This is a genomic window from Streptomyces sp. NPDC004667, from assembly GCF_040609475.1.
Classification (GTDB): Bacteria; Actinomycetota; Actinomycetes; order Streptomycetales; family Streptomycetaceae; genus Streptomyces.
In genome coordinates, this window is the sequence record NZ_JBEXKC010000040.1 from 30,615 (window position 1) to 53,198 (window position 22,584).

Genomic DNA, 22,584 nt, shown 5'->3' on the forward strand with positions numbered 1-22,584 from the left:
GTGCGGTGCCCGAGTGTGGGCGGTGCCCGAGTGTGGGCGGTGCCCGAGTGTGGGCGGTGCCCGAGTGTGGGCGGTGCCCGAGTGTGGGCGGTGCCCGAGTGTGGGCGGTGCCCGAGCGTGGGCGGTGCCCAGCCTCTCAGCGGTGCCTGGACCTGTGGGCAGTGCCCCCAGCCCCTGGGGTGGCCCCCAGCCCCCGGGGCGGTGCCCCAGCCCCCGGGTGGGCTGGGTGGGTTCGGGTGGGTGAGCGGCTCCCGGGCGGTGCGCGTCGGTGGTGGGGGTCCGGTCGGGGCCGCCCGGGCCGCGGGGCGGCGTTCCGGGCGGGGGCCCAGGGCTACCCCACATACTGAGCAGTCGGTAACCTGCGGCGCATGACGCTTCCTCCGCACGCCGCCCGGCACTGCTGGCACGCCGCGATCAACCCCCTGCACGCCACGATCTACTTCTCGCCCGACCTCGCCACCGAGTTCGCGGCCCTCGGCGTCACCCACCGGGTCGCCGTCAACCTCGCCAGCCGCTCCGCCGCCCTGGGCGCCGTCGGGCCCGGTGCGGTGACCGCCACCTTCTACAACTACCGCCACGACTACGTCACCGCGCACCTCCCCGCGGTCTGGGACACCATCACCCCGGAGCAGGCCCTCGCCGCCCGGCTGCGCGCCGCCGACACCACCCTGCGCCGCCTCCTCGGCCCCGAGGCCATCGCCTCCCCCGAACTCGCGGAGGCCGCCGGCCTCGCGATGCGCGCCACCGAGGGCTGCATCCGCTCCGGCCGCACCCTCTACGCCGCCCACGCCGACCTCCCCGTCCCCGACGAGCCGCACCTGCGCCTGTGGCACGCCACCACCCTGCTGCGCGAGCACCGGGGCGACGGCCACGTGGCCGCGCTGCTCCTCACCGGCCTGGACCCCGTGGAGGCCCTGGTCAGCCACGCCGCGACCGGCCGCGGCATGACCCCGAAGTGGGACAAGGCCATCCGGGGCTGGGAGCAGGACGACCTCGACGCCGCGGCCGCCCGGCTGCGCGCCCGCGGGGTCCTCGACGCCGACGGGGAGCTCACCGACGAGGGCACCGCCCTGCGCGAGCGGCTGGAGGCCGAGACCGACCGCCTCGACGCGGCCCCGTACGAGCACCTCGGCGCGGACGGCCTCGCCCGCCTCCACGAACTGGGCGGCGCATTCGTCCGCCGGGCCGTCGGCGCGGGAGCCTTCCCGCGCGACCTCACCGGAAAGGCCTGAGGGGCTCCCGCCGTCCGGCACCGCCACCTGCCACAATTGGCAGCCTTCCACGCAAACGAAGGCAGGCGGGACCGCACAGTGACGATGTCCATCGAAGGCAGGATCGCCGAGGAGCTCGGCGTACGGGAACGGCAGGTCAAGGCCGCCGTCGAGCTGCTCGACGGCGGCTCCACCGTGCCGTTCATCGCTCGCTACCGCAAGGAAGCGACCGAGATGCTCGACGACGCCCAGCTGCGCACCCTGGAGGAGCGGCTGCGCTACCTGCGCGAACTGGAGGACCGCCGCACGGCGATCCTCGACTCCGTGCGCGAGCAGGGCAAGCTCGACGCCGAACTGGAGGCCAGGATCCACGCGGCCGACACCAAGGCCCGGCTGGAGGACATCTACCTGCCCTTCAAGCCCAAGCGCCGCACCAAGGCCCAGATCGCCCGCGAGGCCGGCCTGGAGCCGCTGGCCGAGGGCCTGCTGGCAGACCCCTCCGTCGAACCGGCGGTGGCCGCCGCCGCGTTCGTCGACGCCGACAGGGGCGTCGCCGACGCGGCGGCCGCCCTGGAGGGCGCCCGCGCCGTCCTCACCGAGAAGTTCGCCGAGGACGCCGACCTGATCGGCGACCTGCGCGAGCGCATGTGGACCCGCGGCCGGCTCGCCGCGAAGGTCCGCGACGGCCAGGAGGAGGCCGGCGCGAAGTTCGCCGACTACTTCGACTTCGCCGAGCCCTTCACCGCCCTCCCCTCCCACCGGGTCCTCGCCATGCTCCGTGGCGAGAAGGAGGACGTGCTCACCCTCGACCTGGAGCCCGAGCCGCCGGCCGACGCCCCCGGCCCGTCCACGTACGAGGGCCTGATCGCCCGCCGCTTCGGCGTCGCCGACCGCGACCGCCCCGGCGACAAGTGGCTGGCCGACACCGTCCGCTGGGCCTGGCGCACCAAGATCCAGGTCCACCTGGGCATCGACCTGCGGACGCGGCTGCGCGCCGCCGCCGAGGACGAGGCCGTACGGGTCTTCGCCGCCAACCTGCGCGACCTGCTGCTCGCCGCGCCGGCCGGCACCCGCGCCACCCTCGGCCTGGACCCGGGCTTCCGCACCGGGGTCAAGGTGGCCGTCGTCGACGCGACCGGCAAGGTGGTGGCCACGGACGTGATCCACCCGCACGTTCCCGCCAACAAGTGGGACGCCTCCCTCGCCACCCTGGCCCGCCTCGCCAAGGAGCACGCGGTCGAGCTGGTCGCCATCGGCAACGGCACGGCCTCCCGCGAGACCGACAAGCTGGCCGGGGACCTCATCGCCCGTCACCCCGAGCTGGGGCTCACCAAGGTGATGGTCTCCGAGGCGGGCGCCTCCGTGTACTCGGCCTCCGCCTTCGCCTCGCAGGAACTGCCCGGCATGGACGTGTCGTTGCGCGGCGCGGTGTCCATCGCCCGCCGCCTCCAGGACCCGCTCGCCGAACTGGTCAAGATCGACCCGAAGTCGATCGGCGTGGGCCAGTACCAGCACGACCTGTCCGAGATGAAGCTGTCCCGCTCCCTCGACGCGGTCGTCGAGGACTGCGTGAACGGCGTCGGCGTGGACGTCAACACCGCCTCCGCGCCGCTGCTCTCGCGCGTGTCGGGCATCAGCGGCACCCTCGCCGAGAACATCGTGGCCCACCGCGACGCCAACGGCCCCTTCCGGAGCCGCCGCGGCCTCAAGGACGTGGCCCGCCTGGGCCCGAAGGCGTACGAGCAGTGCGCGGGCTTCCTGCGCATCCGCGGCGGGGACGACCCGCTGGACTCCTCCAGCGTGCACCCCGAGGCCTACCCCGTGGTCCGGGCGATGGGCAAGACGGCGGGCGCCGAGGTGGCCGCCCTGATCGGCAACTCCACCGTCCTGCGGTCCCTGCGGCCGGAGCAGTTCGTCACCGAGGCCTTCGGCCTGCCGACCATCGGCGACATCCTGCGCGAGCTGGAGAAGCCGGGCCGCGACCCGCGCCCCGCCTTCAAGACGGCCACCTTCAAGGAGGGCGTGGAGAAGATCGGCGACCTGGCTCCCGGGATGATCCTGGAAGGGGTGGTGACCAATGTGGCCGCCTTCGGCGCCTTCATCGACATCGGCGTCCACCAGGACGGCCTGGCGCACGTGTCGGCCCTGTCGAAGACCTTCGTCAAGGACCCGCGGGACGTCGTGAAGCCGGGCGACATCGTCCGGGTCAAGGTCATGGACGTGGACATCCCCCGCAAGCGGATCTCGCTCACGCTGCGGCTGGAGGACGAGGCCGAGCGGACGGCGGGCACCCCCCGCCCCCGTGAGGAACGCCAGGAGCGCCGCGGCGGAGGCCGGCCCCCGCAGCAGCGCGGCCAGGGACAGGGCCAGGGTCAGGGCCAGGGACAGAAGCAGGGCCAGCGGCAGGGCGAGGGCCAGGGACAGGGCCGGCGCGGCCAGGGCGGTCAGGGCGGCCAGAGTGGCCGGCAGCAGGGCGGGCAGGGCGGCGGTCAGCGCTCCGGCGCGCCCGCGCCCGCCAACAGCGCCATGGCCGACGCCCTGCGCCGCGCCGGTCTCACCGGCCCGGACGACCGCCGGGGGCGCTCGTAGGACCGCGATCGGAAGGCAAGGCTCCGGCAGACCGGCAAGAGTGGCCGAATAGCTACCTCACCGGGGAACGGACCTTGCCAATCCGCGTAGTTGATCTGTAGGCATGGTGGAACGCCCGTTCGTCACCCGCGGACGGGCTTCCGCATTTCCGGCCCCGGGAACCGCCCTCCCGAGGCCGCCTCAAGGCACAGGACGCCATGCCGATGCCCACCCCCCACGCCTATCGACGCTGCCCGAGAAAGGGTCCGCAGAGGGAACACATGCCCCACCGGAACCCCAGCCTGCGCAAACGGTGCGAGACGATTCTCGGTCACATGGACCTGACGCACCCGTTCTCCCTGGACGCCCTGTGCGCACGCATCGCGGAACAGCGCGGCCGCCCGATCCGGCTGCACCCGCTGCCCCCGGAGGCCGCCGAATCCGGCGTCTGCGGACTGTGGGTGGGCACCGAGACCGTGGACTACGTCTTCTACGAGGCCCACACCACCCCCCTGCACCGGGAGCACATCGTGCTCCACGAGCTCGGCCACATCCTCTTCGGCCACCATTCCCTGGAAGGCCAGGAGACCGACGGCCGGGCGCCCGTGGTCCTCGGCCGCACCAACTACACCACCCGCCAGGAACGGGAGGCGGAGATGCTCGCGAGCATGATCCGCACCCGGACCGCGGGCTCCGGCCACCCGCGCACGACCGCCGCACCCCGGGGCGCCCTCGCCCGCCTCGAATCCGCCATGGGGTACGAGCGGGGCCCGCGCGATGGCAGCTGACCTCGCCGCCCTCGGCGACTGGCTCGCCGTCCCCAGCGTGGTGTGCCTGTGGGTCGCCGTCCTGCTGCGCGCCCCCGCGGCCCTGCGCTCCCCGCAGCAGCGCGGACTGTGGTTCGCGGTCGCCACCGCGGCCGCCGCGATGACCCTGAACCTGCCCGCCGTCGTCACCTACGCCACGAGCCGCGACCCCGGCTACGCGCACGCCGTCGGCCTCGTCCGCAACCTCATCGGCGTGCTGTCCGCGGGCGCCGTGCTCTACTTCGTCGCCGCCGCCACCCGGGGCCGCAGGCTCCAGCTCGCCGCCTGGGCCGGAACCCTGCTCTGGCTGGGCGCCCTCGTGGCCCTGGACGCCGCCGCGCCCGGCCACACCGCGCACACGATCCCGCCCGCCGGACCGCCCGTACCCTCGCTCGCGTACTGGCTCGTCCTCATCTCCGCCCACCTCATCGCCAACACCGTCTGCATGTACGTCTGCTGGCGCTACGGCCGGCGCGCCGAGAGCCGGGCCCTGGCGGCCGGGCTGCGGCTGTTCGGGCTGGGCACCGCGCTGGCCGGGCTGTTCTGGTTCGCGTACCTGCTCAAAGCCCTGTTCGGCAGCACCTGGGCGATGCCCGCCCTGCCGCTGATGATGAACCTGCACGGCCTGCTGCGCGCCGCCGCGATCGTGGTGCCCACCCTGTTCACGCTGCGCCGCACCACCGCCGACACCGTCATGGCCTGGCGGCTGTGGCCCCTGTGGCGCGAGCTGGTCCAGGCCGTCCCGCACGTCGTCCTCTCCGAGCCCCGGACCGGCCGGGTCCTGGAGCTGCTCTGGCCGCCGGTACCGCGCAACCTGCTGGTCTACCGCAAGGTCATCGAGACCCGCGACGCGATCCTGATCCTCGGCGAGTACGTGCCCCCGGGCCTGCCGGAACGGGCCCGCCGCCACGTCGCCGGCAGCCTGGTGCCCGAACAGCGGCTCACGGCCGCCGCGCTGGCCTGCGTACTGAAGGAGGCGCGACGGGCGAAGCTCGCCGGAGGCTCCGGCCGGCCCGGCCGGGCCACCGCCCTGGAACTCCCGGCCGCGATGCGGACCTTCGAGGAGGGCGGCGGACTGGAGGACGAGGCCAGGTTCCTGGTCGACGTCGCCCGCGCCTACGCCTCCCCCGAGACCACCGCCTTCACCACCGATCCGCACAGGAAGTGACGCACCCTTGAGCACCACCGTTCTGATCACCGGAGCCAGCGCCGGCCTGGGCGCGGCCTTCGCGCGCGGCTTCGCCGCCAAGGGCTGCGACCTGGTCCTCGTCGCCCGCGACAAGGCCCGCCTGGAATCCGTGGCCGACGGCCTGCGCCACGAGTTCGGGGCCGCCTGCGAGGTACTGCCCGCCGACCTGCTGGACCCGGAGCAGTGCGCCACCGTCGAGGCCCGGCTCGCCGACCCGGCCCAGCCCGTGGACATGCTGGTCAACAACGCCGGCTTCGGGCTGCCCGCGCCCTTCCCGTACAACCCGGTCGAGGACGAGGAACGGATGCTGGACCTGCTGGTCAAGGTCCCGCTCCGGCTCACCCACGCCCTGCTGCCCGGCCTGCGCGAGCGCCGCCGGGGTGCCGTGCTCAACATCGCCTCCGTCGCGGGACTCCTCCCGACCGGCACGTACGGGGCGGCGAAGGCCTGGGTCACCGCCTTCAGCGAGTCCCTGCGGGTGGACATGGAGCCCTACGGGGTCCGGGTGCTGGCCGTGGTCCCGGGCTTCACCCGTACCGAGTTCCAGGAGCGCGCCGGGATGGACGTCAGCGCCCTGCGCGACGCCGTGTGGCTGGAGCCTGAGGCGGTCGTGGACAAGGCCCTGCGGGACCTGGCCCGCCGCCGGCCGGTCAGCATCACCGGCCGGCACTACCAGGCGTACGCCCTCGCGGCACGGCACCTGCCGCGGGGCTTCGTGGCCCGCAGGCTCCCCCGGAAGCGGAGTGCCCCGCAGCAGTAGCCGCGGCGGCCCGGGGCCCCCGCCGGGTTCGAGTCGGGGCCAAAGCCCCGATCTTTAGGGACTTTTGCCGTATGTGCGCCTTGCCCCATCGGGCGAAGATCGATCCATCCTTGATCATCTTTGCAGCTGTGGGGTGCCCGTGTCGGAGAGAACGAAGGGGACCGGAACCGGAATCGGAACCGGAACCGGTGCGGTACCCGGGGTGCTGGTCCGGCCCTACCGCGATCCCGTCGGGCCGGGGCCGCTGTTCCGCGACGAGGCCCCGGTGGCCCCGCCCGTCCCGCCCGCCGACCCCGACCCCGACACCGTCGAGCGACCGTCCGTACCGGCGGCCGCGTGGACCGGGCCCGTCCACCCGCGGGCCCCCCGCGGCGCGGTCCCCGCTCCCGCCCGCGCCCCGGGTCCCGCCCGTACACCGGGTCCCGCCCGCGCCCCGGCCTCCGAGGCGCAACGCCGGACCCTGCCCCCGGCGGTCGACCGCGAGCTCGCCGAACGGCCCGCACGGGCGTGCTCCGGCTGGTGGGCACTGCTGGCCACCGCCGCCGCCGGCACGGGGGCGGGCCTGCTCGTGGTCCGCTACGGGGTGCCGCGCCCGTCGCTCCCCGTCGATGCCCGGCCCGTCGCGGCCCTGGCCGGCTGCGTGCTGCTCGCCCTCCTGGCACTCGTCGGCCTGAGGCGCGGCCGCGCCGGTCACGCCACGGTGCTGACCCTGTTCGGACGCTACCGGGGCACGGTGCGGCGCACCGGACTGACGTGGGCCGCCCCGTTCCTCCGCCGTGTCCGGATCGACGTACGGCTGCGGCACTGGCGCAGTGAACCGCTGTCCGTGGTCGACGCCGAAGGCACCGCGCTGCATGCCGTGGTGCTGGTCGTCTGGCGGGTCAAGGACACCGCCCGGGCGCTGTTGTCCGTCGACGACCACGCCGGCTACCTGCGGGAACAGGTGGAGTCCGCGACCGCCCGGGTGCTGTCCCGGGTGCCGGCCGACTCCTTCGACGAGTCCGGGCGGGAAACCCTGCGCGACACCGAGGCGGTCGGCGAGGCGCTGACCCGGCTGCTCGCCGCGGAATGCCGTGCCGTCGGCATCGAGGTGTTCTCCGCCCGCCCCGTGCGCATCGAGTACGCGCCGGAGGTCGCGCGGGCCATGCAGCGCCGCCGGATCGCGGCCATCGACGCCCGGCACCGGGACTCCGTCCTCACCTCGGTCATCGACGCGGTCGACGACACCGTCCACCGCATGTCCGACCGGGGCCTCGTCAGCCTCGACGACTACGAACGCAAGGCCCTGGTCAAGGACTTGACCGTGGCCTTCTACACGGCGCGCGGCACCGCCGCCGACGCCCACTGAACCCGTTTCGCCATCCCCGAGAGAGGAAGCACCCATGCGCGCGCCCGCATTCACCGAGGAGATACAGGAACGCTGCGACTGCGTCGGCTGTGTCCGCACGGCCGCCGGCCGCGGCACCGCCGCCGCCCGCTCCCGCTGCACGCTGCGCGGGGCCGTGGTCGCCGCGGTCGGCGCCGCCGTGCTGGTCGGTACCGGTGCCGGCGCGGCCTCGGCCGAACCGGCACCGAGCCACGCCGGCTGGGACGGGTCGAAGTACTGGTACAAGGACGAGACCGGCTGGTGGCGCTGGACCTCGCACCACAGCAAGTACCTGGCGAAGACCGGTCAGAGCGACAAGGCCGGCGGCTCGTCGTCGTCCGGGTCGTCCGGGTCGTCCGCGTCCGGGGCGCGTACCTCGGAGCCGGTGTTCCGGGGCAAGCAGGGCTGGGACCAGATCGACCGGGTGTACTGGTACAAGAAGAACGGCCACTGGTGGTGGACCGGCCACAAGGACAAGTACGAGCGCAACACGGGCGGGGGCTCCACGGGCGGCGGCTCCACTGCCGGCGGGTCCTCGAAGCCCGGCGGCGGTGGTTCCGGTTCCGGCACCCCGGTGCGGCACGGCACCGAGGCCGCCATATCGTTCGCCATGAACAAGCTCGGCCACCCGTACGTCTGGGGCGGCAACGGCCCGTACGGCTGGGACTGCTCGGGCCTGGTGAAGGCCGCCTACGGCAGCGCCGGAATCCCGCTCCCCAGGGTCGCCGACGACCAGTACCGGGCCACCACCCCCATCTCCCGCTCCGAACTCCGCCGCGGCGACCTGGTGTTCTGGTCGAACAACGGCCGCGCCTCCGGCGTCGACCACGTGGCGATCTACCTCGGCGACGGCAAGTACCTGGAGGCCCCGCGTCCGGGCAAGAACGTCCGGATCTCCTCCTTCAGCGACTACAACCCGAACCTCTACGGAAGGGTCCGCTAGTCCGCCGGCCGTTCCCACAGCGCCCCGGACCCCGCCCACGGGTGGGGTCCGGCCGCGTCTGCCGGGCGCGGAGCGGGTCTCGACGACCCTCGGAGCACGGAGCTAGAGCTCGGTGACCCTGCCGTCCGCGACCTCCAGGCGGCGGGTCACGTGGACGGCGTCGAGCATGCGGCGGTCGTGGGTGACCAGCAGCAGGGTGCCCTCGTAGGACTCCAGGGCCGATTCCAGCTGCTCGATCGCCGGCAGGTCGAGGTGGTTCGTCGGCTCGTCCAGGACGAGGAGGTTCACCCCGCGGCCCTGGAGCAGAGCCAGCGCCGCCCGGGTCCGCTCGCCGGGGGAGAGGGTGGCCGCCGGGCGCAGTACGTGCGCGGCCTTCAGGCCGAACTTGGCGAGCAGCGTGCGCACCTCCGCCGGCTCGGTGTCCGGGACCGCCGCGCAGAAGGCCTCCAGCAACGGCTCGTCACCGAGGAACAGCCCGCGGGCCTGGTCCACCTCGCCGACCAGCACCCCCGAACCGAGGGTGGCGGAGCCCGAGTCCGGGGCGAGCCGTCCGAGCAGGACCGCGAGCAGGGTGGACTTGCCGGCGCCGTTGGCCCCGGTGATCGCCACCCGGTCCGCCCAGTCGATCTGCAGGCTCGCCGGGCCGAACGTGAAGTCCCCCCGCTTGACGGCCGCCTCGCGCAGGGTCGCGACGACCGAGCCGGAGCGCGGGGCCGCCGCGATCTCCATGCGCAGCTCCCACTCCTTGCGCGGCTCCTCGACGACCTCCAGGCGCTCGATCGCCCGCTGCGTCTGGCGGGCCTTGGCGGCCTGCTTCTCGCTGGACTCCCCGCGCAGGTTCTTGCCGATCTTGTCGTTGTCGCTCGCCTTGCGGCGGGCGTTGCGCACGCCCTTGTCCATCCAGTTGCGCTGCATCTGGGCCCGGCCCTCCAGGGCGGCCTTCTTGCCCGCGTACTCCTCGAACTCCTCGCGGGCGTGGCCGCGCGCCCGTTCCCGCTCCTCCAGGTAGGACTCGTAGCCGCCGCCGTAGAGGTTGATCTGCTGCTGCGCCAGGTCGAGTTCGAGGACCTTGGTGACCGTCCGGGTCAGGAACTCGCGGTCGTGGCTGATCACGACCGTGCCCGCGCGCAGCCCCTTCACGAACTGCTCCAGCCGCTCCAGACCGGCCAGGTCCAGGTCGTTGGTGGGCTCGTCCAGGAGGAACACGTCGTAGCGGGACAGCAGCAGCGAGGCCAGCCCGGCGCGGGCCGCCTGGCCACCGGACAGGGCCGCCATCGGCAGGTCCAGGCTCACGGCGAGGCCCAGCTCGTCCGCGACCTCCTGGGCCCGCTCGTCGAGGTCGGCGCCGCCCAGGTTCAGCCAGCGGTCCAGGGTGTCCGCGTACGCGTCGTCCGCGCCCGGGGTCCCGTCGACCAGGCCCTGCGTGGCCTCGTCGAGAGCGGCCTGCGCGGCGGCGACGCCGGTACGGCGGGCCAGGAACTCGCGCACCGACTCGCCGGGGCGCCGCTCCGGCTCCTGCGGGAGGTGCCCGACGGCCGCGCCGGGCGGGGAGAGCCGCAGCTCACCGGTCTCCGGGGTGTCCAGCCCGGCGAGCATCCGCAGCAGGGTCGACTTCCCGGCGCCGTTGACGCCGACGAGTCCGATGACGTCGCCGGGCGCGACGACGAGGTCGAGATCGGCGAAGAGCGTGCGCTCACCGTGCGCGGCGGTGAGGTCCTTGGCGACGAGGGTTGCAGTCATGATGCCCCGATCCTATCCGCGCGCCGGGGCGGGCCCGCCGCCGTGGGGTGATGTCCGGATAGGTGGGATCCCCGTCATTGCGGCCATCGGACCCGGATCACACCATGGAGGCATGTCGTTGCCAAACGTGCTCGTCGTCCTCTACGACGGGGTGCAGAGCCTGGACGTCACCGGGCCGGTCGAGGTGTTCGCCGCGGCCGCGCGCTGTCCGGGCGGCCGCGGCGGGTACGCGATCCGGACGGTGTCCCCGGGCGGGGCGCCGGTCCGGACCGACAGCGGGCTGACCCTGGTCCCCGACGGGGACCTGGAGGGCGCCCGGCCGGGTCCCGGCACCACCCTGCTGGTGCCGGGGGGCCGGTACCGGGGCGACTTCGAGCCCCGGCTCACCGACTGGCTGCGCGCGTACGGGGGACGCGCGCGGCGGCTGGTGTCGGTGTGCACCGGCGGACTGCTGCTGGCCGAAGCCGGGCTGCTCGACGGCCGCCGGGCGACGACGCACTGGTACTGCTGCGAGCAGATGGCGCGGGACTACCCCCGGGTGTCGGTGGAACCGGACCCCATCTACGTACGGGACGGCCCGGTCTCCACCTCCGCCGGGGTCACCGCCGGGATCGACCTGGCGCTGGCGCTGGTGGAGGAGGACCTCGGGCGGGACGTGGCGCTGCTGATCGCCCGCCAACTGGTGGTGTTCCTGCGCCGGCCGGGGAACCAGGCGCAGTTCAGCGCCCAGCTGGCCGCCCAGACGGCACGGCGGGAGCCGCTGCGCGACGTGCAGCAGTGGATCACCGAGCACCCGGGCGGGGACCTGAGCGTGGAGGCGCTCGCGGCGCGGGCCGCGCTGTCGCCGCGGCACTTCGCACGGGCCTTCCAGGCGGAGACGGGGGTGACGCCGGGGCGGTACGTGGAGCGGGTGCGGGTGGAGCACGCCCGCAGGTTGCTGGAGGAGGGCGGCGAGGGGGTCGCGCAGGTCGCGCGGGCCTGCGGCTACCGGACCCCGGAGGCACTCCGCCGCGCCTTCGTCCGCCACCTGGGGCAGCCCCCGACGGAGTACCGCCGCCGCTTCGGCCCCTAGCCTCCGCAGGGCCGGCCCGCGCGGGCCGGTGGCCGACCGTGCGGGGCCGCGCCCGACCGGGCGGGTCGTGCGCCGCCGTGCGCGTCGGGCCCGTTCATCCTGGCTGTGCCCGGTCACCCCGGGTGCGGCTCCGTCCCCCCGGGCCGTGTCCCGGGGGTGGTTCCGGCGGGGGTTTCCCGGCGGGGCCCGATCATCGACCGCTCCGGAGGAGCCATGCAGATCGCCGTACTGCTCTACGACCGATTCACCGCCCTCGACGCCATCGGACCCTTCGACACCCTCGGCCGGCTCCAGGGCGCCGAGACCGTGTTCGTCTCCGAGCGGCCCGGCCCCGTACGCACCGACAACGGGTCGCTCGCGCTCGTCGCCGACAAGGCGCTCGACGAGGTCACCCGGCCCGACGTCGTCGTCGTGCCCGGTGGGCCGCACCCCGAGGAGGAGATGAAGAACCCCGCCGTCCTCGACTGGCTGCGCGCCGTCGACGCCACCACCACCTGGACCACGTCCGTCTGCACCGGCTCGCTCCTGCTCGCCGCCGCCGGGCTGCTCGACGGCCGCCGGGCCACCTCGCACTGGCTCTACCTCGACCGGTTGCCCTCCTTCGGCGCCCGGCCCACCGGTGAGCGGGTGGTCTACGACGGGAAGTACGTCACGGCCGCCGGGGTGTCCTCCGGCATCGACATGGGCCTCGGCCTGCTCGGCCGGATCGCCGGCGACGAGTACGCCCAGACCGTACAGCTGATGTGCGAGTACGACCCGCAGCCGCCCTACGACGCCGGGTCCCCGGACAAGGCCCCGGCGGAGATCGTCGCCCGGCTGCGCGGCGCCGTGCGCTAGCCGGTCGTGGTGTCCCGGGACCCTGGTCGTTCGAGGAGCCCGCGTTCACCGGGAGCCCCGGGACCTCAGGGCTCCCGCGTGAGCGGCTGTGCGCGGCTGTGCGCGGCGTCAGCGTGTGAACTTCTCGATGGCCGCAGGGGTGACGGGGGTGAAGAAGTTGACGAGGTTGCCGTCGGGGTCGCGGAACAGCAGCGACCGGTTGCCCCAGGGCATCGTGGTGGGCCCGTTGACGAACTCGGTGACGAAGCCGGTCAGGTTCTGGTGGACGCGGTCCACGTCGTCGACGAGGAACTCGGTGATCACGCTGTGATTGTCCGCCGGGCGGGCGGATCCCGGGGCGAACAGCGGGACGGTGCGGGTGCCGGCGATCGCGAGGGTGGCGCCCTCGGTCCGGAGTTCGGCGAAGTCCTCGGTGGCCCAGGTCGCCCGCGCCCCCGTGGCCCGCTCGTAGAAGTCGACGAGGCGTGCGACGTCGCCGGTGATGATGCGGATCGAGACGAAGTGCATGGGAATCTCCTTGGCCGTGCTGGAGGCGTGTACGTCGCAGGCTAGGAGGAATAGTGGACAGAATCGGTCCGGTATTCGCGTTAGGCTGCCGACATGCCTCGACCGACCGGCCGCGTGCTGACACTCCTGGAGCTGCTGCAGTCGGGCGGCACCCGGACGGTGGCCGAACTCGCCGACCGGCTCGGCGTCGAAGGGCGCACCGTGCGCCGGTACGTGGACCAGCTGATCGACCTCGACGTGCCCGTGGAATCGGTGCGCGGCCGTTACGGCGGGTACCGGCTGGCTCCCGGGTACCGCCTGCCTCCGCTCATGCTCAGCGACGACGAGGCGCTGGCCGTGGTGCTCGGCCTGGTCGCGGGCCGCCGAGCGGGGTTGACGACGGCGGAGCGCGCGGCGAGCGAGACGGCGTCGGCGAAGATCCGGCGGGTGCTGCCCAAGCACATCGCCCGTCGGGTCGACACGCTCCTGGACGCCCTCGCCTTCACGGAGCGGCCCGGCGGGTTCGACACCCCGGACGCCGGGGTCCTGCTCACGATCGCCGATGCGGTGCGCCACCACCGACCGGTCTCGATCCGCTACACCGACCGTGACGGACGGCGCAGCGAACGCACGCTGCACGCGTACGGGATCGTCGCCCATGCGGGCCGGTGGTACGTGACGGGCCAGGACGCCCGGATCGGCGAGGACCGAACCTTCCGGCTCGATCGCATCGCGGACGCGCGGGCCCTGCCCGGCTCGTTCGAAGCGCCGGCGGGTCCCGGTCCGGAACAGCGCGTGTTGTCGGGGTTCGCCACGGCCGAGTACCGGAATGAGGTGACCTTGCGGATCCACGGGACGGTCGAGCAGATCCGCGCCCGCCTTCCGGCCGCCGTCGCGAGCCTGGAGGAGTGCGAGTCCGCGGCCGGCGAGGACGGCGCGACCGAGCGCTGGCGGCGCGTCGAGCTGCGGGCGGAGCGGCTCGACTGGCTGCCCCCGGTACTCGCCTCACTCGACCGGCCGTTCGTCATCGAGCGCCCCGATGAACTCCGCGACCTCGTCATCGCGCTCGCCGATCGCCTCACGTCCTACGCCGCCGGGCCCGACCGTGAGGAACCGATGTCATGAGACGGCGCGGCTAGCAGTCCGCCGGCGGCCGGCCGAAGCGCGGTGCCCGCCGCTCCAGGAAGGCGGCGACACCCTCCGCGGTGTCGCTGCTCGCCGCCGCCCGCTCCGCCCAGTACGCGTCCCGGTCGGTGCGGCCGTCCGCGAACTCCTTCGCCGCCGCCTGCGTCAGCCACGAGCGGGTGGTGAGGATCCGGGTGAAATCGGCCACCCGCTTGTCCAGTTGCCCGGCCGGCAGCAGCTCGTGCAGGAACCCGGCCCGCAGTGCCTGCTCCGCGCCGATCAACTCCGCGGAGAACAGCAGGTACTTGGCCCAGGCCGGGCCGACCACGGAGGCCAGCCGCCGGGTCGAGGAGGCCGGGTAGACGATCCCCAGCTTCGCCGGGGTCACCCCGAAGGAGGCGCCCTCCTCGGCGAACCGCAGGTCACACGCGGCCGCCAGCTGGCTGCCGCCGCCCACGCAGAAGCCCCGGACCGCCGCCACGGTCGGCTTCGGGAAAGCGGCCAGGGCCTCCTCCGCGGCGACCGACAGGGCCTGCGGATCGTCGTCGCCCCTGAGGGAGGAGATGTCGGCGCCCGCGCAGAAAGTCGGACCGTCCCCGGTCAGCACCAGGACCCGGACGTCCGGGTCCGCAGCGAGCCGCGGCAGCAGCTCGGGCAGGGCCCGCCACATCGCGGCGGTCATGGCGTTGCGCTTGGCAGGGTGCGAGATGACGACGGTGGCCACGCCGTCGGCGACGGTGGTGCGGAGGGCTGCGTCCATGCGCCGGATGCTATCCCGGCCGGTCGATGCCGCGATCAAGGGGAGTCCGTCCCCGGGCGGGACGGGCGTGACGGGCGCGCGGCGCGTCCTCGGCCTGGTCAGGGCGGACGAGGGGCCATGGGCCGGGCGCGGTGGACGGGGCGCGGGAGACCGCTGCGCAGGACCCCGCGCCGGATCAAGAACGGTCGTACAACTGACTCTGTCATACGCCACCGGTCAAAAAGTGTCCGAAAGGCGCTGACTTCTGGTCAGCGACGAGGTCCGGACCGGTCCCGTCCCCACTCTTGGCACGTGGAGACGATCGAGCGCGAAGACGGGGGCCGGAAGATGAACGACAGCGGGAGCGTCCCGCCAGCCAGGGAGGGGGAGGCGCCGGCTCCGGCGGACCCCCTCGCGTACGAAGGGGTGTGGCGCTTCACCGCGCCGGCGGTAGAAGAATCCGTTCCGCAGGCCCGCCGCGCGGTCCGCGACCTGCTCGGCCGCCAGGGGGTGCCGGCCACGCAGGACCTGGTGTACTCCCTGCTGCTGATCGTCTCCGAACTGGTGACGAACTCGGTCCGGCACGCGGCCCTGCTCTCCCCGGAGGTCGCCGTCGAGGTGGCGGTGGGCCGGGAATGGGTACGGGTGGCCGTCGAGGACAACCACCCGTACCGGCCCAAGGCGCTGGAGGCCGACTTCGGCCAGACCGGCGGCCGGGGCCTGCTGCTGGTCCGCGAGGTCACGCGGGAGGCCGGCGGGGTGTGTGACGTCGAGCACACCTCGACCGGCGGCAAGGTGATCTGGGCCGCCCTGCCGCTCACCGCACCGGCCCCCGGGCTCTGAGCCGGCCCGCCCCGGACGGACGCGCCCCGGCCGAGCCGGCCCTGGACGAGCCCGCCCCGGACGAGCCCGGCCCGAAAGGACGGGAGCCGGTACGGGAGCCCGGCCGGAGGGAGTCGCGGCTACCAGCCCGCCGCGTCGCCCGTCAGCTCGCGGATCGCGGGCCGGGCCGCGTCCAGGACCGTCATGAACCAGGCCGAGAACGGCACCTCGGCATGCCGCTTCGCCAGCTCCTCGGCCGTGACGAAGGCCGTGTCGCCGACCTCCTCCGGATCCGGATCCGGTGCCGCCTGCGCCAGTCCCACGAACAGGTGGTTGTACTCCTGCTCGACCAGCCCGGACGCCGGGTCCGGGTGGTTGTAGCGCACCGTCCCCGCCTCGGCGAGCAGGGAGGGCGACAGCCCCAGCTCCTCGTGGGTCCGCCGGGCCGCAGCCGCGAACGGGGACTCACCGGGGTAGGGGTGGCCGCAACAGGTGTTCGACCAGACGCCGGGGGAGTGGTACTTCCCGAGGGCGCGCTGCTGGAGCAACAGCCGGCCCCGCTCGTCGAAGAGGAACACGGAGAACGCCCGGTGCAACAGGCCGGGCGCCTGATGGGCGGAGAGCTTCTCCGCCGTGCCGATGGTGTTGCCGGACTCGTCGACCAGTTCAAGCATGATCGATTCCTGAGTTCCGGTGCCGGCGGACGCGCTGCTGGCGTCGGTGGCTGGTGTGGTCGGCATACCCATCCTTCGCTTCGGACTCCGGCCTTCAGTCTGCCGTACAAAAGAGTCTTGTCCCCACTTCGGAGATCAGCGCATGTCCGCCCCCGCCACGTGCTAGGCACGCGGCGGGGGCGGACGGGTGGGCCGCGCCGTCAGATCCCGAACGGGGCCGGGTAGGTGATGGTTCCCCCCGGCACCGGGACGGAATCGTCGAGGACCAGCGCCATCATCGCCTCGTCGGGCACCTCGAAGGGGGCCCGGATCCCGAAGAGCGAGGCCGGTACGAACCCGAAGCGGGCGTAGTACGCGGGGTGCCCGAGGACCAGGACCAGCGATTCTCCCCGCTCCCGGGCCGCCGCGAGCAGGGCCCGGACGACCGCGCTGCCGGCGCCCGACCGCTGCGCCGGGGGATCGGTGGCCACCGGAGCGAGCGCCAGCGCGGGTGCGCCGTCCACCGTGCACCGGGTCAGCAGGGCGTGCGCCGCCACCGAGCCGTCGGGACGCCCGGCCACGTAGGAGAGCCCCGGCAGCCAGGCGGCGTCGGCGCGCAGCGCGTCCACGAGATCAGCCTCCAGCGGGGTGTCGAAGGCCGCCAGGTTGACGGCCCGCACGGCCGCCGCCTGCGCCGCGGTCTCGGGCCGGACCGGCCAGCGGTCCCCGTCCCCGGCGGTCACCGGCGTCAGGACGTAGCCCCGGTAGCCGTACTCGTGACCGTGCCGCTCCCGTACGGCGATCTCCTCGCGCGTGGCGGCCAGGGCCGCCTCGGCCGCCGGGGTCGAGGCCCGCGCGGCCCCGGCCCGGTCGGCCAGCGGGCCGTAGTACCCGGCCCAGTCGGAGTCCGGCTGGAGGTGGGTGCCCAGCACCCGGTACCCGGCCGCCTGGGCGGCGGCGGTGTTGCGGGCGGCGGACCGCAGCGCGCACTGCGGGTCCCAGAAGGCCCGCGCTCCGGCGGAAGGCTCCTCGGCGGTCCACTCGCACTCGGTCAGCACCAGGGTGCCGCCGGGTGCCAGCAGCCGCTTCCACTCGGCGAGCGCCCGGTCGAAGCCGATGCAGTAGGCGGAGCCCTCGGCCCACACGAGGTCGAAGGAGCCGTCCTCGTACGGGAGCGCGCCCATGTCCGCCCGGACCGCCTCGACGCGGCCGCCGAGGCCGCGGGCCTCCGCGGCGGCGCGCAGTTCGGCGAGGAAGGGTTCGTGCAGGTCGACGGCGGTCACCTCGGCGAGGCCGGTCCCGGCAGGCCCGCCCGCCTCGGCGGCGAGCAGCAGCGCGCTGCTGCCGGGACCGCAGCCCAGGTCCAGGACGCGCGGCCGCTCGGGCAGCGGTCCGCACAGGGACAGCAGGTGGCGGGTGGTCCCGTCGGAGCCGGGGGACTGCCGGGGCAGGCCGTGGTGCAGCTCCATGAAGGCCGCGAGGAAGGCCCCGTCGGGACCGGAGGCGGCGGAGGGGGCGGAGGCGGAGCCGGTGGCGGCGGCGCTGTCGGAGATGTGGGTGTGGTCGGTGTGGTCGGTGTGGTCGGTCAACGTGAGCCCTTGGACAGGGGGCTCCGGCCGACGGGACCGAACGGTGTGCTCAGGCCCGGCCGGAAGCCCGGAGGGAGGAAACGGGGACGTACCGGAGTTCGCCGCGCTCGGCAGCGACCACTGCGACGGTCATCAATCCACCTCTTTCCTCGTTCCGGGACGTGCTCACGGGTATTCGTACACGCCGACGACCACCCTAACATCCGAGGCCAAAGCCCCCTGGAGGGGCCCGAAAGGCTGATGAATACGGCGTTCCATTCATCCGATAGCCTCTGCCGACGTGCCGCGCCGCCCCACCGGGCGCCCCGTCGAGAAGTTCGCTGCAAGGAGTGAGTCCGTCTGTCGACCGTCATCCTCACCGGCCTGCCGGTCCCCGGATCACCGCTTGAAGACGAGCTCCGGTCGCTCGGGTTCGACGTCCGCCCGGTCACCGGTCCCGAAGGCACCGCCGCCGCGCTGGCCGACGTACCGGCCGACCAGCGGGTGGCCGTCGTCGACAGCGCCTTCGTCGGGCACCCGCATGCGCTGCGCCTCGCGCTGACCGACCCGCGCTTCGACGCCTGCGCCGTGACCGGAGCCTTCACCGTGCGGCCCGGGGCCCGCGCCGCGCTCGACCGGGCCGCGGCCCTCGCGCCCGCGGGCGCCGGACCCTACGCCGACCGGCTCGCCGCCGCCGTCGAGGCCGACGGCACCACCGTCCAGCGGCCCGAGCTCGGCACCCTGGTCGCCGCCGTGCCCGGCACCGATGCGGAGCGGGCCGAGGCCGTCGCCGCCGTCGCCGCCGTGGACGACGAAGCGGTGCGGCTGCGCACCGCGGTGAAGTCCCGCGACGGCTTCTTCACCACCTTCTGCATCAGCCCGTACTCGCGCTACATCGCCCGCTGGTGCGCGCGCCGCGGCCTCACCCCGAACCAGGTCACCACGGCCTCGCTGGTCACCGCCCTGATCGCGGCGGGCTGCGCGGCCACCGGCGACCGCTGGGGCTACGTCGTGGCCGGCGTCCTGCTGCTCGTCTCCTTCGTCCTGGACTGCACCGACGGGCAGCTCGCCCGCTACTCGCTCCAGTACTCGACGATGGGCGCCTGGCTCGACGCGACCTTCGACCGCGCGAAGGAGTACTCCTTCTACGCGGGCCTCGCGCTCGGCTCCGCCAGGAACGGCGACGACGTGTGGGCCCTCGCACTCGGCGCGATGATCCTCATGACCTGCCGGCACGTCGTCGACTTCGCCTTCAACGAGGCCAACCACGACGCCACCGCCAACACGAGCCCGACGGCAGCCCTGTCCGGCCGGCTCGACAGCGTCGGCTGGACGGTCTGGGTCCGCAGGATGATCATCCTGCCGATCGGTGAGCGCTGGGCCATGATCGCGGTCCTGACCGCCTTCACCACCCCGCGCATCGTCTTCTACGCCCTGCTGGTCGGCTGCGCCTTCGGCGCCCTCTACACCACCGCCGGCCGGGTCCTGCGCTCCCTGACCCGCAAGGCGAAGCGCACCGACCGGGCCGCGCAGGCACTCCTGGACCTCACCGACTCCGGCCCCCTCGCCGAGCTGGTCGCCAGGTTCGTCTCCCACCCCGCGCGCACGCTGCGCCTGCCCTTCGCCGTGCTCGGCGCGGTCCTCGTGGTCGCCGCCGCCTGCTACGAGCCCTTCGGCTCGATGACGGTCGTCTACGCCGCCCTGCTGTACGCGCTGCTCAGCGGCGACGCCGTCGGCGCCCCGCTGCGCGGCGCGCTGGACTGGCTGCTGCCGCCGCTGTTCCGGGCCGCCGAATACACCACCGTCCTGGTCCTCGCCGTCAAGGCGGACGTCCCCGGCGCGCTCCCGGCGGCATTCGGCCTGATCGCGGCGGTCGCCTACCATCACTACGACACGGTCTACCGCATCCGCGGTGGCACCGGCGCGCCCCCGCACTGGCTGGTGCGGACGATCGGCGGGCACGAGGGCCGGGTGCTGCTCACCGCGGTGCTGGCCGCCGTCCTGGCGTCGCGCGCGGCGGACTTCCCCGTCGCGCTCACGGTCACGGCCGTGTTCGTGGCTCTGGTGGTGCTCGTGGAGAGCATCCGCTTCTGGGTCTCCGCCGGAGCACCCGCCGTACATGACGAAGGAGAACCAGCATGATCGGCCTTGTACTCGCTGCCGGTGCCGGACGCCGCCTGCGTCCCTACACCGACACCCTGCCCAAGGCCCTCGTGCCGGTCGGCCCCGAGGGGCAGGAGGAGAGCCTGACGGTCCTCGACCTGACCCTGGGCAACTTCGCCGAGGTCGGCCTCACCGAGGTCGCCATCGTCGTCGGCTACCGCAAGGAGGCCGTCTACGAGCGCCGCGAGGCGCTGGAGGCCAAGTACGGCGTCAAGATCACGCTGATCGACAACGACAAGGCCGAGGAGTGGAACAACGCCTACTCCCTGTGGTGCGCGCGTGACGTCCTGAAGCAGGGCGTGATCCTCGCCAACGGCGACACCGTCCACCCGGTCTCCGTCGAGAAGACCCTCCTCGCCGCCCGCGGCAACGGCCAGAAGATCATCCTGGCCCTCGACACGGTCAAGAACCTGGCCGACGAGGAGATGAAGGTCGTCACCGCCGACGGCCTGGGAGTGCGAAAGATCACCAAGCTGATGGACCCGGCCGACGCGACGGGCGAGTACATCGGCGTCACCCTCATCGAGCCCGAGGCCGCCGAGCAGCTCGCCGAGGCGCTGAAGACCACCTTCGAGCGGGACCCCGACCTCTACTACGAGGACGGCTACCAGCAGCTCGTCAACGACGGCTTCACCATCGACGTCGCGCCCATCGGAGACGTCGCGTGGGTCGAGATCGACAACCACGACGACCTCGCCAAGGGCCGGACGATCGCATGCCGGTACTGACGCGGCTGATCCCCTCGCCCGTTGTCGTCGACATCAGCCGAGGGGCGATGGACGACCTGGCCGGCCTCCTCGCCGACCAGCGCATCTCCGCGTCCGGCAAGCTCGCGGTGGCGATCAGCGGGGGCTCCGGCCAGGCGCTGCGCGCCAAGCTGGAGCCCGTCCTGCCGCACGCCGACTGGTACCCGGTCGTCGACGGCACCATCGACTCCGCGGTCAAGCTGGCCGACGACATAAAGGGCCGCCGCTACGACGCCGTCGTGGGCCTGGGCGGCGGCAAGATCATCGACGTTGCGAAGTACGCCGCGGCGCGGGTCGGCCTGCCCATGGTGGCCGTCGCCACCAACCTGTCGCACGACGGGATCTGCTCCCCGGTGTCCATCCTGGACAACGACAACGGGCGCGGCTCCTACGGCGTGCCCACGCCGATCGCCATGGTGATCGACCTGGATGTGATCAAGGACGCGCCGGTGCGGTTCATCCGCGCGGGCATCGGCGACGCGATCTCCAACATCTCGGCCATCGCCGACTGGGAGCTCTCGCACGCGATCACCGGAGAGGCCGTCGACGGCCTGGCCGCCGCCATGGCCCGCACGGCGGGCGAGTCGGTCCTGCGCCACCCCGGCGGATGCGGGGACGACGAGTTCCTCACCGTGCTGTCCGAGGGCCTCGTGCTCTCCGGCATCGCCATGTCGATCAGCGGCGACACCCGGCCCTCGTCCGGCGCCTGCCACGAGATCAGCCACGCCTTCGACCTGCTCTACCCGGGACGCTCCGCGCTCCACGGCGAGCAGGTCGGCATCGGTGCCGCCTTCGCCATGCACCTGCGCGGCGCCGGCGAGCAGTCCGGGCTGTTCGCCGAGGTCCTGCGCCGCCACGGGCTGCCCGTGCTGCCCGAGGAGATCGGGTTCAGCGTGGACGAGTTCGTCGCGGCCGTCGACTACGCCCCCCAGACCCGCCCGGGACGCTTCACCATCCTGGAGCACCTCAACCTGTCCGCAGCCGAGATCAGGGACGCTTACGCCGACTATGCCCAGACCATCCGTAGCTGAACTCCGGCCCGTCGTTCACCCGCCGGGCGTCAAGGACCGGCGCAGTGGAGAGCACTGGGGCGGCCGCCTTTACATGCGCGAGATCTCCCTGCGCATCACCCGTCTCCTGGTCGGCACCAAGGTCACGCCCAACCAGCTGACCTACGTGATGACCCTCGCCGGTGTCCTCGCCGCGCCCGCCCTCCTGGTGCCCGGCATCTGGGGCGCCGTCCTCGGCGTGGTCATGGTCCAGCTGTACCTGCTGCTCGACTGCGTCGACGGCGAGGTCGCCCGCTGGAAGAAGCAGTACTCGCTCGCCGGGGTCTACCTGGACCGGGTCGGCGCCTACCTGTGCGACGCGGCCGTCCTGGTCGGCTTCGGCCTGCGCGCCAGCGACCTGTGGGGCGGCGGGCGCATCGACTGGCTGTGGGCCTTCCTGGGCACCCTCGCGGCGCTCGGCGCGATCCTGATCAAGGCCGAGACCGACCTGGTCGGCGTCGCCCGCCACCAGACGGGCAAGGAGCCGGTCAAGGAGGCCGCCTCCGAGCCCCGCTCCTCCGGCATGGCCCTGGCCCGCCGGGCCGCCTCCGCGCTCAAGTTCCACCGCCTGGTGCTGGGCATCGAGGCCTCACTGCTCATCCTGGTGCTGGCCGTCCTGGACCAGGTCCGCGGCGACCTGTTCTTCACCCGGCTCGGCGTGGCCGTCCTGGCCGGCATCGCGCTGCTCCAGACCGTGCTGCACCTGGTGTCGATCCTGGCCTCCAGCAGGCTCAAGTGACC

20 protein-coding genes are annotated in these 22,584 nt (G+C 73.7%); 15 read left to right on the forward strand and 5 right to left on the reverse strand.

Features of this window, described 5'->3' with window-relative positions; genetic code table 11:
• Window positions 1-368 precede the first annotated feature (368 nt).
• The 7 genes from ABZW32_RS22360 (at window position 369) to ABZW32_RS22390 (ending at window position 8,843) form a co-directional block, all read left to right on the forward strand.
• Window positions 369-1,232 carry a hypothetical protein gene (locus ABZW32_RS22360; protein ID WP_356218359.1) on the forward strand — a complete coding sequence of 288 codons (864 nt, stop codon included), beginning with the start codon at window positions 369-371 and terminating at the stop codon, window positions 1,230-1,232.
• A 78-nt stretch (window positions 1,233-1,310) separates the two neighbouring features.
• Entirely contained in the window at window positions 1,311-3,800 is a 2,490-nt protein-coding gene (locus tag ABZW32_RS22365) for a Tex family protein (RefSeq protein ID WP_356218361.1), read from the forward strand.
• 314 nt (window positions 3,801-4,114) lie between these two features.
• Complete coding sequence (locus ABZW32_RS22370) at window positions 4,115-4,567, forward strand: hypothetical protein (RefSeq protein ID WP_356218363.1); 453 nt, start codon at window positions 4,115-4,117, stop codon at window positions 4,565-4,567.
• Window positions 4,557-5,753: an MAB_1171c family putative transporter gene (locus ABZW32_RS22375; protein ID WP_356218365.1), complete on the forward strand. Its 1,197-nt coding sequence runs from the start codon at window positions 4,557-4,559 to the stop codon at window positions 5,751-5,753. The genes ABZW32_RS22370 and ABZW32_RS22375 overlap by 11 nt, the downstream gene beginning before the upstream one ends.
• A gap of 7 nt (window positions 5,754-5,760) precedes the next feature.
• On the forward strand, window positions 5,761-6,534 hold the full coding sequence (locus tag ABZW32_RS22380) for an SDR family oxidoreductase (protein ID WP_356218366.1): 774 nt from the start codon (window positions 5,761-5,763) through the stop codon (window positions 6,532-6,534).
• Window positions 6,535-6,673: 139 nt separating this feature from the next.
• Window positions 6,674-7,882 carry an SPFH domain-containing protein gene (locus ABZW32_RS22385; RefSeq protein WP_356218368.1) on the forward strand — a complete coding sequence of 403 codons (1,209 nt, stop codon included), beginning with the start codon at window positions 6,674-6,676 and terminating at the stop codon, window positions 7,880-7,882.
• A 34-nt stretch (window positions 7,883-7,916) separates the two neighbouring features.
• On the forward strand, window positions 7,917-8,843 hold the full coding sequence (locus ABZW32_RS22390; protein WP_356218369.1) for a C40 family peptidase: 927 nt from the start codon (window positions 7,917-7,919) through the stop codon (window positions 8,841-8,843).
• A gap of 102 nt (window positions 8,844-8,945) precedes the next feature.
• On the opposite strand, the gene ABZW32_RS22395 is transcribed toward ABZW32_RS22390, so the two are convergent.
• Window positions 8,946-10,583: an ABC-F family ATP-binding cassette domain-containing protein gene (locus ABZW32_RS22395; protein ID WP_356218371.1), complete on the reverse strand. Its 1,638-nt coding sequence runs from the start codon at window positions 10,581-10,583 to the stop codon at window positions 8,946-8,948.
• Window positions 10,584-10,695: 112 nt separating this feature from the next.
• On the opposite strand from ABZW32_RS22395, the gene ABZW32_RS22400 reads away from it, so the two are divergent.
• Window positions 10,696-11,655, forward strand: coding sequence for a GlxA family transcriptional regulator (locus ABZW32_RS22400; protein ID WP_356218373.1), 960 nt, complete (start codon window positions 10,696-10,698; stop codon window positions 11,653-11,655).
• Between the two features lie 213 nt (window positions 11,656-11,868).
• Complete coding sequence (locus ABZW32_RS22405; protein WP_356218375.1) at window positions 11,869-12,492, forward strand: DJ-1/PfpI family protein; 624 nt, start codon at window positions 11,869-11,871, stop codon at window positions 12,490-12,492.
• Between the two features lie 108 nt (window positions 12,493-12,600).
• On the opposite strand, the gene ABZW32_RS22410 is transcribed toward ABZW32_RS22405, so the two are convergent.
• Complete coding sequence (locus ABZW32_RS22410; protein ID WP_356218376.1) at window positions 12,601-12,999, reverse strand: VOC family protein; 399 nt, start codon at window positions 12,997-12,999, stop codon at window positions 12,601-12,603.
• 93 nt (window positions 13,000-13,092) lie between these two features.
• On the opposite strand from ABZW32_RS22410, the gene ABZW32_RS22415 reads away from it, so the two are divergent.
• Window positions 13,093-14,103 carry a YafY family protein gene (locus tag ABZW32_RS22415; RefSeq protein WP_356218378.1) on the forward strand — a complete coding sequence of 337 codons (1,011 nt, stop codon included), beginning with the start codon at window positions 13,093-13,095 and terminating at the stop codon, window positions 14,101-14,103.
• Between the two features lie 10 nt (window positions 14,104-14,113).
• Here the strand turns inward: ABZW32_RS22415 and ABZW32_RS22420 are convergent, their stop codons facing one another.
• Window positions 14,114-14,863, reverse strand: coding sequence for an enoyl-CoA hydratase/isomerase family protein (locus ABZW32_RS22420; protein ID WP_356218380.1), 750 nt, complete (start codon window positions 14,861-14,863; stop codon window positions 14,114-14,116).
• 291 nt (window positions 14,864-15,154) lie between these two features.
• On the opposite strand from ABZW32_RS22420, the gene ABZW32_RS22425 reads away from it, so the two are divergent.
• Entirely contained in the window at window positions 15,155-15,685 is a 531-nt protein-coding gene (locus tag ABZW32_RS22425; RefSeq protein ID WP_356218382.1) for an ATP-binding protein, read from the forward strand.
• Between the two features lie 119 nt (window positions 15,686-15,804).
• On the opposite strand, the gene idi is transcribed toward ABZW32_RS22425, so the two are convergent.
• Window positions 15,805-16,404: an isopentenyl-diphosphate Delta-isomerase gene (gene idi / locus ABZW32_RS22430; RefSeq protein ID WP_356218384.1), complete on the reverse strand. Its 600-nt coding sequence runs from the start codon at window positions 16,402-16,404 to the stop codon at window positions 15,805-15,807.
• A 134-nt stretch (window positions 16,405-16,538) separates the two neighbouring features.
• Window positions 16,539-17,786: a bifunctional class I SAM-dependent methyltransferase/N-acetyltransferase gene (locus ABZW32_RS22435; RefSeq protein ID WP_356218421.1), complete on the reverse strand. Its 1,248-nt coding sequence runs from the start codon at window positions 17,784-17,786 to the stop codon at window positions 16,539-16,541.
• A 459-nt stretch (window positions 17,787-18,245) separates the two neighbouring features.
• Between ABZW32_RS22435 and ABZW32_RS22440 the strand changes: the two genes are divergently transcribed.
• Genes ABZW32_RS22440 through ABZW32_RS22455 form a run of 4 tightly spaced genes read left to right on the forward strand, consistent with a single transcriptional unit; the run spans window position 18,246 to window position 22,582 of the window.
• Entirely contained in the window at window positions 18,246-20,027 is a 1,782-nt protein-coding gene (locus ABZW32_RS22440; RefSeq protein WP_356218423.1) for a DUF5941 domain-containing protein, read from the forward strand.
• Entirely contained in the window at window positions 20,024-20,776 is a 753-nt protein-coding gene (locus ABZW32_RS22445) for a phosphocholine cytidylyltransferase family protein (protein WP_356218386.1), read from the forward strand. The genes ABZW32_RS22440 and ABZW32_RS22445 overlap by 4 nt, the downstream gene beginning before the upstream one ends.
• The gene (locus ABZW32_RS22450; RefSeq protein WP_356218387.1) at window positions 20,764-21,825 is read left to right on the forward strand and encodes an iron-containing alcohol dehydrogenase family protein; all 1,062 of its coding nucleotides are present in this window, start codon (window positions 20,764-20,766) and stop codon (window positions 21,823-21,825) included. The genes ABZW32_RS22445 and ABZW32_RS22450 overlap by 13 nt, the downstream gene beginning before the upstream one ends.
• The gene (locus tag ABZW32_RS22455; protein WP_356218389.1) at window positions 21,803-22,582 is read left to right on the forward strand and encodes a CDP-alcohol phosphatidyltransferase family protein; all 780 of its coding nucleotides are present in this window, start codon (window positions 21,803-21,805) and stop codon (window positions 22,580-22,582) included. The genes ABZW32_RS22450 and ABZW32_RS22455 overlap by 23 nt, the downstream gene beginning before the upstream one ends.
• Window positions 22,583-22,584: the final 2 nt, after the last annotated feature.